This is a genomic window from Ktedonobacter racemifer DSM 44963, assembly GCF_000178855.1.
Lineage (GTDB): Bacteria > Chloroflexota > Ktedonobacteria > Ktedonobacterales > Ktedonobacteraceae > Ktedonobacter > Ktedonobacter racemifer.
In genome coordinates this window covers 1,433,985-1,451,379 of the sequence record NZ_ADVG01000004.1, presented here as the reverse complement: position 1 = coordinate 1,451,379, position 17,395 = coordinate 1,433,985, and the positions used below count along the sequence as shown (strand labels likewise).

Below are 17,395 nucleotides of genomic sequence, written 5' to 3'. Positions count from 1 at the left end.
CACACAAATATAAGACGTACGAAAACTCGTATATTCTAATGTATTCTAAAAGGTGCCAGGAACCGAGTATGCGGTTCCTGGCACCTTTTAGAATACATTAGAATATAGGTTGTACAATTAATTAAGCTAATGGAACGACTGCGGTGACATCCATTTCCAGGAGGAAGTCGGGATTCGCCAGCCCCGCGACATAAGCCATAGTAATAGCAGGTGGATTGGGACGCTGCCCCCAGAATTGCTGAAAGGCCGCAAATCCTTCACGCAGCGATTGACCCTGGACAAGGTATAGATTCCATTTGATGATATGCCTGGGCTCGGCCCCGGCGGCAGCTAACGCCTCGCGTATGTTGGCGAGCACCTGTTGAGTTTGTGCTTTGATATCCCCCTTACCTATAATATTTCCCTGTGCATCCACTGCGTTCTGGCCACCAACATAAATGGTTTTCGCTGGCCCACTAACGCTAATTACCTGTGTAAACGCTGGATTTTTATGCAGATGCTCAGGATTGAGGTATTCTACAAACCCCTGGTCCAAAGGTGATTCTGTAGGATGAGTCATCTCTTTTCCCCCTTTAAATAAAATATGTCGAATACTTGTGTATCTACCTTGTCAACTCATACATGTAATATACTTTATAAAAAGGACAAATTTGGCCCTCTTTCTTGACGCTCTCTATATTCCTCGCTCTGCAAGCGGCTTGACAGAGCGTCAGTCTCCTGGTAGAGTTTTGTGTACAAAAGATCTGACCTTACCCAGAGAAAACCATTTGTGTGAAAGCAAGCGAAACCATGATTAACGCAACTAAACTACCCGCCTAAGCGATCACGCCGGGCTTACGCGGGGTAATACAGGCTACAAATCCACAATTATACCTGTTCTGTTATAACAGGCTGTTTTCTCATAGCTTCCTACCTCTCTTCTCATCTTCGCGGCGTGTATCGCCGGGCATCTCGCACTTAAGAGGTGATCCTGCGATGGAGTTTATGCTGCGCATCTCATTCTCCTTTTCGCTGCATCTCCACTCTTCAAGCGAGTATGTCCCCTTCACTACCACTTATGGACAAATAAAGGCCACATCGGCCTCGTAGAGTCAGTGTGCCCAAACCTTTGTATACCATGGCATCTTTGGGCACCGCTCTCTCCTGGAATGAAGGGTGCTATGATAACAAAATCTCAGCAAACAGATAAACGGCGCTCAGATCTAGCTCGAATAGCAGTGAGTGTCTTCTTCTTCTTGAATGGCCTGATGACGGCTACTATGTCAACACGTCTTCCTGAGCTACAAATGAAGCTTGCCCTACCTTCAGGCCAACTAGGGCTGGCCTTACTGGGATGTACCGTCGGTGGACTTCTCGCTATGAATATTGCCAGTCGCCTCTCCAGGCACTATGGCAGCAATGTGATTAGCACTGTTGCCGCGCTTGGTATGGGTGTTGCACTTCCTCTGATGGCTGTAGCGCCAACCTTGCCGCTACTCTTCCTGGCGCTTGCCTCCTTTGGGGCCGGCAGTGGCGCAATGGATATCACAATGAATATGCAGGGCGCCGATGTCGAGCAGGCATATGGCCGATCTATTCTGAATTCGTTCCATGCGTGCTTTAGCGTGGGCAGCCTGGTCGGCGCCTCACTCGGTAGTATTTTGGCTGCTTTACATGTAAGCCCTGATCTCCATTTTCTCTCCATCGCTATCTGCGCCTGTGCTGGCCTCATAGGGAGTTCGTGTTGGCTTTTGCCATCAAGGTCGATACAAAACGCACGAAAACAACCCACTCAGAAAGCGCTACCTCTGCATTTCTCACGGCCACTCATATTGTTAGGGATAATTGCTTTCTGTGCCTTCCTCAGCGTAGGGGCTATCTTCGATTGGGGCGCTGTGTATCTCTCCAGTACGCTCCATACCGGAGCCGGATTAGCAGCGACAGGCTTCACTGCCTTTTTACTCTGTATGACTCTTGGGCGCAGTGCTGGCGATAGGCTGGTAATGCGCTTCGGGGCGGCTATGCTTGTGTGTAGCGCCTGCTTACTTGCGGCCATCGGGCTTACTCTGGCGCTAGTGTTTACCTGGACACCCATGGTGCTCTTTGGCCTGAGCCTGGTAGGAATCGGCCTTTCCGTTCCGTTTCCTCTTGTGGTAAGTGCGGCGGGACGCCTCGCCAGGCAGGATACGGGTTCCCCTCTTGCAACGGTCACAACATGGGGATATTTTGGCATGATTGCCGGTCCATCCATGATTGGTTTTATTGCTGATCGAGTGGGACTTCGACTCGCGTTATTCCTGGTGGTCTTTCTATGTGTACTTGCCGCGCTCTGCGCCCCGGCGGCGAGTACTGCCGAAAAGATCGAATAGTGTTTGCAAACCCCTCTCTCCACTAGTAGCCGCGTACGCAAGTAGCGGGCCTGCTACTGACGTACGCGGCTACTAGTGGGAAGGCGCATGCTCGAAGCGCTTGCGCTGGTGGAGGAAGCGCGTGCGAGCGTGAGTGATCTCCTCTGCAAGCTGGGGGAGGGCCTGGACTGCCAGGTTGTAGCTTTCAAGGACCAGGGACTGGATGGTGGCAAATCCCTGGTGGGGAGCAAGCTGATAGGCGCGAGGTCAAGCCACTTACCATAATGGCGCTGACAGCAGGGTTACCGGCGGTAATGGGCGCGATACGCCGGGCGATATCGCAACGCCACTGGCTGGCATAATGCATGCATATTTACCTTTAGAGACTATTGGTGCATATAGCATAGCACAGGCACCCAAGATGGTGCCATATTGGGGGCTATATTGTTACTTCCTGTAAGACAGGGGCGTGTTTTCTCTACTAAGCCAAATTTTATAAACCGACTTTGCGTATTTATCTTCTTTCAACTGTTCCTTAAGGATAGGTATTTGTGCTGGTGGGATGGATTCCTCAAATTGTTGTACTACGTGACAGATTTTCTCAAAGAGAGGTAGCAATGTCAGATACCCCATGGCGAAAGCCAGGGGCTTGTCCCTAAGCCGAAGCGTGAGACGAGAGGACGTCTGACAGCGACCCACTCAGGACAGGTCTACCACCCTGAGCAAGACAAAATTTGTCTCGGATGTTGTATGCAGCATTGAGGTCTGCATGAAGTTGATACCCGCAGGAGCGACAGTGAAAGACCGATTGAGAACGCCGATTGTTGCGTGCTTGATGCCCACAACGAGAACAGGTCTGCGAGGTATGACGCGGATCAATGCGTTCAACCACCATTCCCTGTTCTTGCCCTTTGTAGACAATGAAGCCGTACAACTGCGCAAAGGACCAGGAATGCAACTTACGTTGTCCTTCACCTTTGCGATGTCGGACTCCTTCTCGAATATTGGTCAAGTTCTCAAGCACAATTGTTGCTCCAGGGGTTACGCTTTGCACGATGCGTTTGGAGAGCACATGGTCACAGTCCCGGTGGAAAAGCATCTGCTTACGCGACAGCTTTTTGAGATGCCGTTTGGCAGACGTGGTTCCTTTGGACTGAAGTTTGCGACGGAGACGGAACGTACGGCGGTCAACCTCTTTCCAGTGGCGAGAGCCAAGGAAGTGACGGTTGGAAGTCACAGCAGGACGATTCAAGCCCAAGTCCACACCAACAACCGTGTCATTGGCTTGAACAACAGGTTCGGGAACATTGACCACGACATGCAGCCACCATTTCCCTTTGCGGTGGATCAGGTCAGCAGTAGCAATGTTACACCCACGATATCGCTCACTGAAATGAGGAACGGTAAAGGGAAGAGTCATTTTGCCTTGCGTGGTCGAAACGCGAATCGTTTGTGTTTCCCAATTGAGGGAGTAGGTGTGAACATTGTAACGAACCGCACACTGCTCAGAGGAAGGGCAACGAACAGGCTTGAAGAGAGGAGCGGGTTTCCCCTGTTTCTGTGCGTTAGCAACCTTTTTCGGATAGGACGCTTCCTTCTTGGCTTTCCAGGTGAAAGCACTGCGAAGCGTTTCGGTGGCTTTGACCCGAGCCTGAATGAGCAAGTCACTCACCAGACCAGGACACAAGGATTTCGTCTCGTAGTAGGTGGCATGATGAAGCCTGACACCGTTCTTCTCGCAATGCTGCCAACCATAGACACACACATGATTGTAGGCAACGGTAAACTGCACCAACGTTTCCTGCAAGACGTGGGACTGTTCTGTATTCGGTTGAAGTTGAATCCGCACCGTTCTATCCATGCACAAATTATACCATATATGTGATATTTGTGCCAAATAGTAAAAAAAGAAAGGAGTGCGCCATGCTCCTCCCCATGTCTAAACCCAGGGGTCCACGCATGGCGCGGTTCTTATGATGGATCTTGAAGATTTCGTGGAGCCGGAGGTAGCTGCTACAGCAGTGGTAGCTGCAGCGATCTTCTCGCCAAAGGCACGTAAACTTCTACGCAAAGGGGCCGTCTATGGCCTCGCAGGCGCATTGATAGCTGGAGAGACAGCCGCTTCATTTGGCAAGAGCATGGCTCATGGTTTCCAGAAAGGGCGTGTTTCAGCCGAAAGCTCTCCACAAGCTAATAGGCAAGCTGTAACAACCAATCAGCAACAACCCACTGACCCTGCGACCAAATCTATAAATCAGGGTAAGTAGAGTCTATATTCGCATGGACTCAGAGACCGAGCAAGCTCTGCCCCCTATAAGAGGTGTGCTTTGTTGCGTATTTGAGCAAGAAATTGGGGGCTATTATGGGCATAGTTGTCACAGAGAAAGTCCAGGTTCTACACGCAATACCAGGGAGAATACGGGTACACGTACCAGGTTGGTTCGGGCAAGGGATGCAACGCCTGGAGGCACAGCTTCACCATGTAACGGGTGTGCAGCGTGTGCAGGCTAATCCTCTTACAGAGAATATGCTTATTCAATTTGACCCACACCTCACCAGTGAGCCAGCCATTCTTGAAATGCTACAAACGCTTGAACCGCCAGCGGACACTACCTCTACGAAGCAACTGGCCTCCACTCATAAACCATTCCGGCCGTCTGTAAAAAAGGAGCGGCAGGGGAAAACAATCCGGATGCGCATCCCAGTGCGCGGCTTAGATTGCGATCCGAGCCTGGCTAAGCGCCTCATAGAGCGCCTGGAGCAACGCCCCGGTGTACATGTCACCGCAAACGCGCTCACCGGACGCATACTCGTCGAATATACTGAACATGAAGTAGAGCTGGAGGATCTGATCGCAGATGCTATGGGGGTAGATTTGCCAGATGTTCCCGATGAGACGCAACCGAGTGATCCACTTGATCCTGGCCCCTTAATACGTAGCGCTACACACTCCATTGGGGCCGCTCTAGGGCTTGGACTCCTCGCCACACGCCGCTTTCTAAGCGTTCAGGAACCGCTCCCAGGCGCCTCCGTCGCGGCACAAGTCGCCAGTATTCTCGGCATTCTCCAGGGTATTCCGCCTATTCGCTATGGTGCGCGCAAGCTATTAGGGCGAACCGTGTCCGACTTTCTCTTTAGCATTCCAGGGATGATTACTCAGACCCTCTCCAATAATGCTCTGGCTCTAGGCGTTAACGAGTCTGATTCGCTCCTCCTCTCTACTGAAACTTATGAGCAGCGGACAGCCTGGCGAAAGCATGAAGAGAGCATTGCGCAGGCCCCTTCGGCTCAACCAGGCGCAACCATTCAGCTTGAGGCGAGTGAGCGTACGCCTCTGGCGGCCTCCGTTATAGAGGGAAGAGGCACCGCGATTGGACGCGATGCTCTGCCGATGCCCGTCTATCCAGGAGGCACCATACCCCCCGGCGCTCTCCTCTTTGGTGGTCCCTTTACTTTGCGCCTACAGCGCGATACCTCATTTGAGGCCTTTACACCAGCCCCGCGCCCGGCACCGGTCGCGCCAACGCTTTTTGAGCGTTATCTACAGGTGGTAAGCCCGCTCTCACTGGTGTATGCAGCGGCGACAGCCCTGCTTACCCGTTCCTGGACCCGAACGCTTGCGGCCCTGCTCCTGGTCAATCCTCGACCGGCTATGATTGGTCTGGATAGTTCGGAACATCGGGCGGCTGCGCGCGTGCTTCGAGCCGGGAACGTCATTGTAGGAACACGGCCAGATCGCAAGATCTATCGTCCAGACTGCGTCTTTCTGGATGGTGCGCGCCTGCTCAGTGATCGCCTGGAACTAGCGAGCATACTATCTCTGGACGAGAGCCATGATCCAGCCCAGCTTCTCGCGCTCGCGCAAGAAATAACTGCCGCCGCTGGCTTTCCCTGGGGAGGCGTCTTTGGTAGCACGCAGATTTTAACTCTTCCCAGCGCGACCTTTGATGGCACCAGGGTCACAGCGACCATCGAAGGCACGCAATATACGCTTGGCTACGTCGAGGACTGGGCGGCACTGCCTGAGGCCGCGCCCTTACGCCAGAGCGGCAACACCGTCCTGGTGCTGCGCTCTCAGCGTAAGCCGCGCCCGCTTGGTATCTTCGCGCTCAGGCCAGCTCTTGCGCCAGGTGTGAGCGATCTTGTCGAGACCTGCCAGCGGAACAGAGTAGAGCTGGGCGTCCTGGTAGAGCATGATCAAATGGCGGTTCAGGCCCTGGTGACGCGTGCTCATGTATCTCTTGTTGATAGAGATAATGCCGTTGAAGCCATTCATATGAAGCAGCAAGCAGGGGCGAGAGTCGCCTTTGTCGCGGACCACGCCGGAGCTGCAGCCGCCTTTGACGCCTGTGACCTGGCAATCGGGATGAGCAATGAACACACACGCCTTCCGGCCCGGGTAGATCTGTTGACACCCAATATTAAGGCTGTCGCAGCCATTGTGGAGGCGGGCGCTCGCTGTGACGAGACGGTTCGCGATGCCGTTGCCTGGTCCAGCGTCGCGAACATTATTGGTGCTGGGCTGGGCTTCCGTGGGATAGCGGGGGGACTGGAGCCAGCCTCACGTGTTGTCTCTATCGCCACGCTCGGAGCCATTTTTGATGGATGGTTACGCCTGCGCGGCGGGGAGAGACCCGGTTCAGTCATCTCTCATCTCACCGATCCCCATCCTGAGCGTTGGGGGCAACGCGAGCCAGAGGCGGTTCTACAGGCCCTACAGACCTCAGAAAAGGGACTTAGCAGCGTAGAGGCTGCAGCACGGCACCACAAAGAGGCACCACGAGCGCGGCGCTTTGAACTTCTTTCGACGTTCCTGGACCAGGTACGCTCGCCGCTGATCGCAGTGTATGCCGCCGGGGCGGGTCTCTCACTCCTGCTAGGCGCGCCTGGCGACTTTGCCATCATCAGCGCGACCATTCTGGCAAATGTCTCTATTGGCGCCTGGCAAGAACATAAGGCCAACCGGATCGCGGAGGCGCTGGAACAAATGGAGTCTCCAACGGCACACGTCCTGCGAGATAGCCAGCCCGTAAGTGTGCCAGCGCAAGAGGTGGTACCTGGGGATGTGCTCTTGCTCACCCCAGGCGAACATGTCGCAGCCGATGCGCGTGTCTTAAGCGCTCAAGGTCTAGAGGTAGACGAGGCGGCGCTCACTGGTGAATCCCTACCGGTCGCCAAAGTGACGGTTGGAGGAACGGATAGCAGCCGTATCGTGCTGGAAGGGAGCGATGTGACGACTGGCACCGGGCAAGCGATTGTAATCGCGGTGGGGCATCAGACACGTATGGGAGCGACTGCCGCCGCCCTGGCGGTTGAGGAGACCGAACAGAGCCCGCTCGGTGTGCGCCTGAATCGCATGCTCAAGACCCTCTTGCCACTCTCACTGGCAGGAGGAGTCATCGTCATCGCGTCAGGGCTGCTGCTCAAACGACCCCTGGCCGCGCAACTGGCCACGGGAGTAACCATCGTGCTGGCGGCCATCCCCGAGGGCCTGCCCCTCCTGGCCAGCGTCAGTGAGGCAGCGGTCGCCCGGCGCCTGGCCAGCCGTAATGCCGTTGTCCGGCGCCTTTCAGCCGTCGAGGCGCTCGGCAGAGTCGATGTCGCCTGTACCGACAAAACTGGCACGTTAACTCAGGGACAACTCGCGCTCAACCTGGTTGCAGACAATGAGCACGAGGTACCCGTTTCGAACGTACTCTCGGATGATGCCCGACATGTGCTGCTCACGGCGGCCCTCGCCAGTCCTCATCCCGAGGCGCCCGACGCCGCCTCTCACCCAACGGACTTCGCTGTGATTCGTGGAGCACAGAAGGCTGATCTCGATGAACAATTGCACGTCAAGCGCGAGGCAGAGCTGGCCTTTGATCCCTTGCGCTCTTTCTACACCACGCTTGCGCTGAAACGCCTCTGTATCAAAGGCGCCCCAGAGGCCTTGATCCCACGCTGTCGTGCATTCAGGCTCCATGGAGAGAAACAGCCCCTCGATGAGGCTGGCCGACAGGAGCTGCTGACACGCTCCCAGCGCCTGGCTGAGCGAGGACTACGCGTACTTATGGTCGCGGAGGGACCTCCCGATATGCCGCTGGATGATCCACAAGAACTGACGGCGCTCGGCTTCCTGGGCATCAGTGATCCCTTACGTCCAACAGTCCAGGCGGCGGTACAGCGTTGTCGCGACGCTGGGGTACGTGTGATCATGATTACTGGCGACCACCCACTCACGGCACGTACAATTGCGCGTGAGGCAGGGCTACTGGGGAGTGGCGATGGTGTTCTAAACGCCGCTGAAATGGCGGCGCTATCCGACGATGAGTTGGGTGCTCGCCTGGAGCATATAACCGTCATTGCCAGGGCGACTCCGCTGGACAAACTACGCATTATCGAGCGGCTGCGACAGTATGGTCACACCGTCGCCATGACTGGCGATGGCGTCAACGACGCGCCCGCGCTCCGCCTGGCAGATGTCGGGGTCGCCATGGGTCGTGGAGGCACAGAGGTCGCGCGTCAGACCGCCGATGTCGTACTTGTTGACGATGATTTCTCGACCCTGGTTGAGGCCCTGGTTGAGGGACGCAGCTTCTGGCGCAACATTCGCCGGGCGCTTGGTTTACTATTGGGCGGCAATCTAGGCGAGCTGGGGCTGGTGGTTAGCGCGAGTCTCCTGACACTCAACTTCCCGCTTAATGCACGTCAAATTCTGGCGATGAACGTCATCACGGATATACTGCCCGCAACTGCCGTAGCCCTTCAGGAGCCTGAGCACCGCGATCTCGCTGGCCTGGAACGCGAGGGCACGGCGGCTCTTGGCAAGCCACTTCTTGACGATATCGCTCGTCGTGCCCTGGCCAGCGCTCTCCCGGCGTTGGTCTCCTACATTATTATGCTCGGCTCAGGCATAGCAGAGGCACGCTCGGTGGCCTTTGCGAGTATTATCGTCACCCAGCTCGCCCAGACGCTCGACGCTGGCAAAACTGAAGAGACGCTCACGCGAACCGTCTTTGGAGCCGTAGCGATCTCCGCCGGAGTCCTCCTGGCAACATTTACCGTGCCGCCTCTGCGCAGTTTCCTCAGGCTTGTGATGCCAGGGCCGCTTGGATGGGCTCTCATTGGTGGTGGGGCAATCGAAGCAGTCATTCTCCATCGCCTGGTTACGTTTCTTCCCGTAGTGCGTCTACCACATCTACGTTTAACACAGGCTCAATTAGCTAACGCCATATAAAGGCTTCTGGAGAAGACAAAATGAATGAACAGGCACATGGATTAACCAGTCGTGTGGGTCCCATTGAGATTGATTGGCCACGTTCCATCGGCTACTATAGTGGACTCGGAGCGACGGTAGCCCTGGAGTTCATTGAGCCTCCTCTCGCGATCTTTATCGCCGCTATCCCGTTTTTTAAGATACTTAATCGGCCACTGGCCTCGCGCCCAACGCGTTTCGTCTCTCAAATGCTTGAGGGCATGGCCAAACCAGTGGGCGGCGACAGTTCGGCGACGATTGAGCTGACAAGTCCAGACATTCCTAAAGGGCAGGAAGAGCAGAGGGCAGAGGGCCTCTGGCGGAGAGTCAGGTCCAGCATGGCGGCTGGCTACAGCTCTGCCATGAGTGAAGCGCCAGAGCCAGCCATGCTCCCCGCTGGCTCCTCCAGCAGCATTCTGCAGGAGGCACGCCAGACAGCGGAGCGCCTACGTACCAGGAAGCATTAAAGAAGTATGGGAGGAGTGTATGGGTGTGAAGACAGAAAAAGCGGTCTCTCTGGACCAATATACTACAAATAGGGCAACAACATCTCTACATGAGTATATGTTGATATCAGCAGAAGACACCCCCTCTGAGAAAGCAGAGGTCAGACGGCACGCCTTCTTACGCCTCCTGGGGCCTGGCTTGCTTTCGGGAACATCGGGGAATGATCCTTCAGCCGTCACCACCTATGCTATCGATGGAGCCAGGATAGGGTATGGTCACCTCTGGCTGCTGCTGTTCACGACGCCACTTTACTATGCGGTACAGTTTGCCTGTGCTAAAATAGGGCGCGTTAGCCAGAAGGGACTCTCGCAACTCTTGCTTGAACGCTACGGGACAAAAGTGGCGCTGGCAATCTCACTCCTGTTAAGCATCAGCAATGTGGCCTTAATCGCAGCAGACCTTGCTGCCATAGGGAGTGGGCTAGAACTCATTATGGGTATTGCCTGGGGCTATTTCATCGCTCCGCTCGCGCTAGTCCTCTGGTTTCTTACCTGTCGCCCTGACTTTGAGGCCTTCAAGAAAATCTTTCTGACGATGAGCCTGGTTTTTCTCGCTTACATCCTCGCGTCCATCTTTACTCACGCAAATTGGGGCAGCGTGCTTATGCACACACTCATACCACAGATGAGGTGGGACCTGGCGGGAATCAGTAGCGCAGTTGCCCTGCTGGGTGCAACTATCTCACCCTACTCTATGTTCTGGCAGTCACACGCCGAAATTGAAGAGCAACGCGGCGGAACTCTCAAGCAACAATTACGGGCCACGCGGCTAGATGTAGGGAGCGGAGCCATGATTGGTCAGACGATTGTCTATTTTATTATGGTCACAACCGCCTCAACGCTCTTCGTTCACCACAGGCCCATGTTGACCGCGACAGATGCGGCCTATGCTCTGGAGCCTCTCGCCGGAAGATTGGCCCGCTATCTCTTTGCCATTGGCCTCATTGGCTCCGGCCTGGTCGCCATTCCCGTCCTTTTAAGAAGCACATTCTACGCGGTCTCAGGTGCCTGTGGCTGGTCGCCATTCTCGGGGGGAAGATCATGGCAAAGGGGGATTTACCTGGTGCTCCTCGCAGCGGTTGTGCTGACCTTCACGAGTCTCGCGCTCCACATTCCCGGCATCGAACTCATCTTCTGGTCAAACATCCTGGCGGCCATCATTGCCCCGCTGCTCGTAATAAGCATTTTATGGATCGGCAACCAGCGCGCGATCATGAAAGACCAATGTCTTAGCCTGCCCCACAGCATGAGCCTGGTCATAATCGTGTTCATCCTCGTTGCCAGCGTCCTACTACTCTTCTATCAACTCTTCGCCCCATAATATAATTTTGTTGGGAATTTTTGTCCATACAATTTTCCGAGCTTGGAGGGCCATCCATTGGGCGAAACGGCATCCCAAGTCGGTAGGGACCAGCTTTAGCGCGTCCCTACCGCATTTTGGGATGCCTTTCACGGATGCTTATTCAAACAACCTGGCAAAATCTCCCTGCAAAATCAATTTATATACCGCTGGGGACAAGGTTGAGGCCCAGGGCGGGAGAGGGTTGCGCCTGGAACGATTTCATGGAGGCGATCCAACGAGAAATAAGCGCAGAGATGACTTTTATGGCCAGTTCAATAATGAGGGTCTTGAGAATATCGAGCAGAATCATCGAGGCCAGTTTCCACAGCATAGGGGTGTCCTTTTGTCACGAGAAAAAATGCATCAGTTCAGTTGGATAACACAACAGTGCTTGCTTGCATTTTCATTATAGTAGATATTTGTTAAAGCAACTTTATATAAAGGTTAAAACATTGTACAATAATAATGCTCTAATATTAAATCCGAGAATGAGGATGCTCACCTATTCTCTGGTTAATTATTAAAACAGCATCATTCCTTCCTTTACAGAGAAAGGCACAAAGCGAGAAAGTCTTTGCCTATTCAGTGGGAGAACCTGTCATCTCCCACAGCGCGTCTACTATCGTTCGAGTCGTCGTCGCCTCTGGCGCTTTCGAAGCATCTGACTCTCTACCCATATATCTTCGACATCTTCGCGAATACGTGCAACCGTCCTACGCATAAGGATGCGCGAAACTGTGAAAAGCGTATCCAACTGGATACCCACAATTTCTATCATATCCTCTGCTTTCGAGGTCCCGGTAGGCTCAGGCTGCCTGGGAGTCGCAGCATATTCAGTGATGATTGAATTCGTCTCCATTTGCTGCTCTAAAGGCTCCCTTTGCGCTTCCACAGGCTCCTGGTGTATGTGATTTGATTCTACATTCCCCTCACGAAAGGCTTGAGCGAAATGCTGAGCGCGTAAACGCGTATTTCCCAGAAAGTAGCCCAGGGAATAAGCTATATTGTTCAGGCGTTCGTCCACGTGTTCTGTCTTCTCTGGCTGAGACTGTTTTTCCTCTGGCCCACTCATGAAACTCACCCCACTGCCTTTCTAAACCTACTCAAAGGTGCTTACACACCATCGAATAGATTCAATTGCTGCACTTGGCCCTCACAGGAAGTCCCCATGACTTCTACGCTGCTTTGGGTCGCCTGCAGCACACCGCACTCGGCAAGCCGAGTGTGTGGCCCTCGCCGGGCAAGGAACCTCATCAAGATGTTGTAGAGTAGACGGTAAGCGAGGTTCCTTGCGGACCTTTTCCTGCCGTCCCTCCCCAAACCGTGCTTGCGAGTTTCCCCGCACACGGCTTTCCAGTTTCTTACTGCTTCGTGGAGGTAGGCATTACGCATCTCGCGTACCACTCCGTTCACAGTAGTACTCCCTGTTTCCCTTCCCCATGTCTCAGGCATTACCCTGAGCGTTTGAGATGAAGTAGACCGCCAGCGAGGTACTGATGCTGTCCCGACCTGCCTGATATTTCAGGTGGTTTCCTGGACTCAGCCCTTTTCCAACGGTCTCTTCCCGAACCCAGCGGGCCACTTTCATGGCACTGTGGCTCTCCAGAACCCTTTGCCTCGTTGCGCAAAGATCGTGTGGCCCATCCAGGCCAACCTCTGCCGCTGAGACGAGTTCCTGGGACCCTTCGCCCTGTCTGTGTCTTTCTCACAGGCCCCGGCGGAGCGTGACTTCCGCGACTACTTCGGTCCCTCTGTACCCATACACCTCGCGGTGGTTAGGGCAACCCCAAGTTGCCTCCAAGAATCTCAGTTCGTGCTCCAGGTGTCCTTTACGTCTTTTCCCGTTCCGTACGGGTAGGCTTCGACGGAAGCTTTGCAGGGAAATAGTACCGTTCCCGGCAACGTCGAACACAGGCGCTAGTACCGTGTCCTGTGGGCTGCCCCAATTCCGCCTTGACTGGGCTTCAGACAATCAGTCTTCACCATACACGACTTACCTGATCGGCCTCTGGCCCCTGGTACTGGGACTTCACCGACCTTCCTGACAACATGCTACGGTCCCCTCATATCTTTCGACTGAAGGTAAGTTGCTGGTTTATCCACTTCGCTTCAGTGGACTCACCCCGACGGGTGAGAGAGGTTCTTGTGCCACATGGGCGCACTACTATGAAAACTCCGTCGCCTTGAGCCTCTCGGCTTTTAGGCGATCCCGTATTTGCGCACATGAGACGTTTAGTGCGTTTAGGTGCCCATTTCGTTTCCTTCAACCAGTTCCTTACTGGTCGTCTGCTGGAGAGAGCTTCCGTACTCGCCGTCAATGAAGTACGTAATCCAAGCAGCGTCACTACAGGTATGGTGTGACGGGCCAATAGTTAGACCACTGGAAACTTGGGTTCAGCCAATACAGGTTTCACCATACGCACAGGACTTGCGGTGCATCACGTTACATACCTTCACGTTTAACCGCGTTCCCAACATGCTTCTTTCCCCTTTGAGTTTTCCCGCTAGGTAGGTTGGGTGTCCTTGAGGCATTACTCTCAGCCTCACTCCTTTCAAAGGAGGATCTCACGTGTGCCGAAACGGCGCACGACGGCGCTATTGTCGTCTCGATCCATGCTGAGTCCACATTCCACGCACTGATACGTCCTCTTGCGCAATGGCATATCTTGCAGATTGCCACAACCACTACACTGCTTGGACGTGTTGCGCTCAGCTAGAAACTGAAGCTCTTTCCCATACAACTGGCATTTGTAGGTGAGCATCTGGACAAAGGCATACAGGCCCCAGTCATTGTAGACCGCCCGATTGAGCGCCTTCTTGCGCTCCTGATGCTCTTTCATGACCATTTGCCGTTGGGAAAGGTCTCCCACGACGACAGTTCTCTCAACCAATCGCCGTGCGATGAGATGCGACGCCTTGTGCAGGCTATCGCGCTGTTTGTTGCGTTTCCTCTGCGACACGCGCTTGTACACCTTACTCAAATGAAGATAGCGGCGGGATTTTTTCTTGCACGTGCTGCGTTTTGAGCGCAGTTTGTCAAGTTGTCTGTTGTACCAACGCGAGCCTTTGAACCCGCCGATGTGATAGAAGCGCCCCTCTTCCGTGACGCCAGTTGCCAGCGTCTTGATGCCCAGATCAAAGGCCACGATGCCACCATCGCGTTTGGTCTCTTCTTGTTGAAGATAGCTGAAGGAGGCATAGTAGTTACCCCTTCCATCACGACTGATTGCCACCTCTCGAAAGCCTTCGGGAGGCCGTTCGGTGAGGGTCGCATGGATAGCGGGAGACTGTTTATGCTTGCCCTTGCCTCCCGTGGGCAAGAGAAGCGTATTTCCCTCACGTGTGAGATACATCGCCGGATAACAGAGGGTAAAGAAACAATGGCGAGGGCGCACGCGGGGAAAGCCTGGGGTTTCCCCATTGGCGACCCGACGAAAGAAGGCTCGCATGGCTCCATCCAGGCGATAGTAGACTTCCGCAAGCAACTTGCCATACACCTGATTGAGTTCAGGATCATAGGCACGACTCTCGGCCAGCGTCTTCTTACATGCGTTGAAGCGCCACTTCGCCCCGTCTCGCAATTTCATCACCCACCAATTGTAGAGGCCTCTGCATTTTGCTTGCATGAACTCAAGGGTAGCCGCATCTTGCTCGCTGAGGTCAAGTTTGATCTTTTTGCAAAGGAGCATGAAGACCCCTTCTCTTTCAACACCACCTCGAAAGATGAAAACATCTTCCCTCGCCAGAGGCATAAGATGCCCCGACGTAGAACATTTTTTCTTATTTGTTGCGTGTATCATACCATGCTATCGTCTCTCTGTCAATGCATACACATGTGTTTAACAAGCCCACATTTGACCATGTTTGCGCATAGTTTTGATTGCTGTTCTTATTACTCCTTTCTCTAGCTCTCCAAGCGACAAAAGAGTACTCTACTAGAGTATCGGTCAAGAAATGCGAGAGAAGGATTGACAGGCCGGTTCCCTGCTGTCAAACGGGTGGTACCAAGCACGTTTCTCGATCAGAAGAGTGCTCTTGCCTGCTCTGATTAATGTAGTAAAATGTATGCAAGCATCACTTTGCTACACCTTTCATTGTTCCTGTTTCACTCCCAGGTGCCTCCGGGCCCAAGCCCATTGGTCTTACCCCAGGTCCGCAGGCGTCTTTAACGTCTCGTCGGAGCCACTGCCGAAGACGGCTTGATCAACCAATGAGATCAAGCGAAGAGCTTCTTGTAAGATATTCTTCGCGGCATTTTCGTCTCGGTCCTGCCTCACGCCTGACATCGCGCATGTTGGGCTCTGACAGACAAAGACCCGATCCGAGAGCGTGATGTCGTGCCAGCGCCAACCGCAGCAGTGGCACCGTTGCGTCGAGGGAAAGAAACGATCTACCTTGACGATCATGCCCCCTTGCGCGCTCACTTTTGAGGTCAGCAGTGAGAGCAGTTTCCCCAAAGCGGCATCGGAGAAGGAGCGGGCAAGCGCCCTGTTTTTCATCAGGTTCTTGAGGTGAAGTGTTTCGACCCCGATGAGACCATACTCATGTGCCAGCGTGGTGGTGAGCTTGTGCAAGACATCGTCGCGCAGGCAGGTAATTTTGTAATAGAGCCTGGCAACGTTGCAGCGGGCCTTCTCCCGGTTCTTGCTCCCTTTTTTGCAACGCGAAAGATGTTTTTGAGCCTTTCTCAGGTTTCTGAGAGCGGTTTTGAGGAATCTTTGGTTCTCACATCCCTCCCCCGTACTCAAGGTGGCCAGTCGATTCAAGCCCACATCCAGGCCCACGCTCTTGGGTTTCTTCTCAGGGATCTTGCCTTCCAGCTCGACCGTGATGCTGAGAAACCACCAATCAGCGACATGGGTAATCCGCGCCCCCGTGATTTTTCCTTTGAACCGAAGGTTCTCCGCCATATTGACCCATCCGAGCTTGGGAATCCAGACTCGATGATCCGCGAGTTCAAATTGATCATTCGCCAGGTAGAATGAGGGGCATGTTTTCTTCTTGCTTTTGAACTTGGGACGGCGTGCTTTTCCTTCAAAAAAGGCGGTAAAAGCCTTGCCCAAATCGAGGAAGGGCTGATCACAGGCGTTTTTTGTCACGTCCCAGGTCCAGGGGAACTGCTCCCGCCTGATCTGGTTGAAGTGTTTTTTGAGCTTGAGCGCCGTTGGTTTCTCACCTGCTTCATATTGGCGGTTCCACTCAGCCAACGCCCAGTTCCACACAAAGCGGCTTGTTCCCGCTGCCTTCGCAAAGTAGGTTGCCTGCTCAGGGGTGGGATGGAGCCTGATCTTGTGCGCCTTCATCATCAGGGACGTCCTTTCGGAGTGCTGCCGCGCGAATTGCGTTCTTGTGCGAACGCAGGCCGTGAAGCCGCGCCGAAAACACTGTCACAATAGCAAGAAGATCACGAACAAGTTCTTGTTCAGGGGAAAGCTCCTCCCCATTGACCACGATGATGTGCGTCCCATGCCGCTGGCAGAAGGACTCGAACCAGTCGTACCCAAAGCGCACAAAACGATCCTCGTAGCCGATGATGAGCCGCTTGACCTGCCCTAACTCGATTTGCTCAATCACCTGATTGAAGCCTTTGCGCTTGTAGTTGAGCGCGGAGCCGATATCCTCCACCCACTGATCCACGCGGAGAGCGTGTTCCTGGCAGTAGGCTCGGAGGGCATTCTTTTGATGAATGAGGTCAGCTTTTTGTGCAGGGGAAGAGACACGAGTATATGCGATGGTCAATCCTTGGTCGGATGAAACCAGCCCCCGGTAGTGCAGATATTGTTCATGCGTGTAATAGCGCCGATTGGTTGGGCTGCGATAGGCATGTAAAATGCCTTTGCGGTCCCACTTCTGTAAGGTGTTCACGGATTTTCCAATCAGCTTGCCGAACTCGCGTGGCGAATATGTATGCTCCATGAGCATATTTTACCAGATTAGCCACGGATTTTCAATACTGTTGACATCTCTTTTTTAAGGATCTTAG

At 53.9% G+C, this 17,395-nt stretch carries 14 protein-coding genes; 6 read left to right on the top strand and 8 right to left on the bottom strand.

Translation table 11 applies throughout. The features are described 5' to 3' along the window. Nucleotides 1-121 precede the first annotated feature (121 nt). Entirely contained in the window at nucleotides 122-559 is a 438-nt protein-coding gene (locus tag KRAC_RS48020; protein ID WP_007919772.1) for a RidA family protein, read from the bottom strand. Nucleotides 560-1,160: 601 nt separating this feature from the next. On the opposite strand from KRAC_RS48020, the gene KRAC_RS48015 reads away from it, so the two are divergent. Both KRAC_RS48015 and KRAC_RS72880 read left to right on the top strand, forming a co-directional pair. Continuing rightward, nucleotides 1,161-2,348 (top strand): MFS transporter, encoded by a 1,188-nt coding sequence (locus KRAC_RS48015; protein WP_007919768.1) that lies wholly within the window; start codon nucleotides 1,161-1,163, stop codon nucleotides 2,346-2,348. Between the two features lie 87 nt (nucleotides 2,349-2,435). Continuing rightward, nucleotides 2,436-2,612 carry a hypothetical protein gene (locus KRAC_RS72880; RefSeq protein ID WP_007919766.1) on the top strand — a complete coding sequence of 59 codons (177 nt, stop codon included), beginning with the start codon at nucleotides 2,436-2,438 and terminating at the stop codon, nucleotides 2,610-2,612. Between the two features lie 370 nt (nucleotides 2,613-2,982). Here the strand turns inward: KRAC_RS72880 and KRAC_RS48010 are convergent, their stop codons facing one another. Next, on the bottom strand, nucleotides 2,983-4,176 hold the full coding sequence (locus KRAC_RS48010) for an RNA-guided endonuclease InsQ/TnpB family protein (RefSeq protein WP_169461038.1): 1,194 nt from the start codon (nucleotides 4,174-4,176) through the stop codon (nucleotides 2,983-2,985). 124 nt (nucleotides 4,177-4,300) lie between these two features. Between KRAC_RS48010 and KRAC_RS64020 the strand changes: the two genes are divergently transcribed. The 4 genes from KRAC_RS64020 (at nucleotide 4,301) to KRAC_RS47990 (ending at nucleotide 11,391) form a co-directional block, all read left to right on the top strand. Continuing rightward, nucleotides 4,301-4,594: a hypothetical protein gene (locus KRAC_RS64020; RefSeq protein WP_007919762.1), complete on the top strand. Its 294-nt coding sequence runs from the start codon at nucleotides 4,301-4,303 to the stop codon at nucleotides 4,592-4,594. Nucleotides 4,595-4,689: 95 nt separating this feature from the next. Next, nucleotides 4,690-9,546, top strand: coding sequence for a cation-translocating P-type ATPase (locus KRAC_RS48000; RefSeq protein WP_007919760.1), 4,857 nt, complete (start codon nucleotides 4,690-4,692; stop codon nucleotides 9,544-9,546). 20 nt (nucleotides 9,547-9,566) lie between these two features. Beyond that, on the top strand, nucleotides 9,567-10,031 hold the full coding sequence (locus KRAC_RS47995; RefSeq protein WP_007919759.1) for a hypothetical protein: 465 nt from the start codon (nucleotides 9,567-9,569) through the stop codon (nucleotides 10,029-10,031). Between the two features lie 19 nt (nucleotides 10,032-10,050). Beyond that, nucleotides 10,051-11,391, top strand: a complete 1,341-nt coding sequence (locus KRAC_RS47990; protein ID WP_007919758.1) for an NRAMP family divalent metal transporter — start codon at nucleotides 10,051-10,053, stop codon at nucleotides 11,389-11,391. A gap of 178 nt (nucleotides 11,392-11,569) precedes the next feature. Here the strand turns inward: KRAC_RS47990 and KRAC_RS72875 are convergent, their stop codons facing one another. From KRAC_RS72875 to KRAC_RS47965, 6 genes are all read right to left on the bottom strand, one after another. Beyond that, the gene (locus KRAC_RS72875; RefSeq protein WP_157507984.1) at nucleotides 11,570-11,743 is read right to left on the bottom strand and encodes a hypothetical protein; all 174 of its coding nucleotides are present in this window, start codon (nucleotides 11,741-11,743) and stop codon (nucleotides 11,570-11,572) included. A gap of 288 nt (nucleotides 11,744-12,031) precedes the next feature. After that, nucleotides 12,032-12,493 (bottom strand): hypothetical protein, encoded by a 462-nt coding sequence (locus KRAC_RS47985; protein ID WP_169461037.1) that lies wholly within the window; start codon nucleotides 12,491-12,493, stop codon nucleotides 12,032-12,034. 363 nt (nucleotides 12,494-12,856) lie between these two features. Further along, entirely contained in the window at nucleotides 12,857-13,000 is a 144-nt protein-coding gene (locus tag KRAC_RS74135) for a hypothetical protein (protein ID WP_007919755.1), read from the bottom strand. A gap of 964 nt (nucleotides 13,001-13,964) precedes the next feature. Next, on the bottom strand, nucleotides 13,965-15,101 hold the full coding sequence (locus tag KRAC_RS47975; protein ID WP_007919754.1) for an RNA-guided endonuclease InsQ/TnpB family protein: 1,137 nt from the start codon (nucleotides 15,099-15,101) through the stop codon (nucleotides 13,965-13,967). A 453-nt stretch (nucleotides 15,102-15,554) separates the two neighbouring features. After that, nucleotides 15,555-16,718, bottom strand: a complete 1,164-nt coding sequence (locus KRAC_RS47970) for an RNA-guided endonuclease InsQ/TnpB family protein (RefSeq protein ID WP_007919753.1) — start codon at nucleotides 16,716-16,718, stop codon at nucleotides 15,555-15,557. After that, on the bottom strand, nucleotides 16,678-17,328 hold the full coding sequence (locus KRAC_RS47965; RefSeq protein WP_040448096.1) for an IS607 family transposase: 651 nt from the start codon (nucleotides 17,326-17,328) through the stop codon (nucleotides 16,678-16,680). The genes KRAC_RS47970 and KRAC_RS47965 overlap by 41 nt, the downstream gene beginning before the upstream one ends. Nucleotides 17,329-17,395: the final 67 nt, after the last annotated feature.

Excerpts from the sequence above, each read along its gene's own strand:
- KRAC_RS47975 (WP_007919754.1), bottom strand. The coding sequence starts at position 15,101 with ATGCTCCTTTGCAAAAAGATCAAACTTGACCTCAGCGAGCAAGATGCG.
- KRAC_RS47965 (WP_040448096.1), bottom strand. The coding sequence starts at position 17,328 with ATGGAGCATACATATTCGCCACGCGAGTTCGGCAAGCTGATTGGAAAA.
- KRAC_RS48015 (WP_007919768.1), top strand. The coding sequence starts at position 1,161 with ATGATAACAAAATCTCAGCAAACAGATAAACGGCGCTCAGATCTAGCT.
- KRAC_RS74135 (WP_007919755.1), bottom strand. The coding sequence starts at position 13,000 with ATGAAAGTGGCCCGCTGGGTTCGGGAAGAGACCGTTGGAAAAGGGCTG.
- KRAC_RS47995 (WP_007919759.1), top strand. The coding sequence starts at position 9,567 with ATGAATGAACAGGCACATGGATTAACCAGTCGTGTGGGTCCCATTGAG.
- KRAC_RS48020 (WP_007919772.1), bottom strand. The coding sequence starts at position 559 with ATGACTCATCCTACAGAATCACCTTTGGACCAGGGGTTTGTAGAATAC.
- KRAC_RS47970 (WP_007919753.1), bottom strand. The coding sequence starts at position 16,718 with ATGATGAAGGCGCACAAGATCAGGCTCCATCCCACCCCTGAGCAGGCA.
- KRAC_RS72880 (WP_007919766.1), top strand. The coding sequence starts at position 2,436 with ATGCTCGAAGCGCTTGCGCTGGTGGAGGAAGCGCGTGCGAGCGTGAGT.
- KRAC_RS72875 (WP_157507984.1), bottom strand. The coding sequence starts at position 11,743 with ATGCTGTGGAAACTGGCCTCGATGATTCTGCTCGATATTCTCAAGACC.
- KRAC_RS48000 (WP_007919760.1), top strand. The coding sequence starts at position 4,690 with ATGGGCATAGTTGTCACAGAGAAAGTCCAGGTTCTACACGCAATACCA.
- KRAC_RS64020 (WP_007919762.1), top strand. The coding sequence starts at position 4,301 with ATGATGGATCTTGAAGATTTCGTGGAGCCGGAGGTAGCTGCTACAGCA.
- KRAC_RS47990 (WP_007919758.1), top strand. The coding sequence starts at position 10,051 with ATGGGTGTGAAGACAGAAAAAGCGGTCTCTCTGGACCAATATACTACA.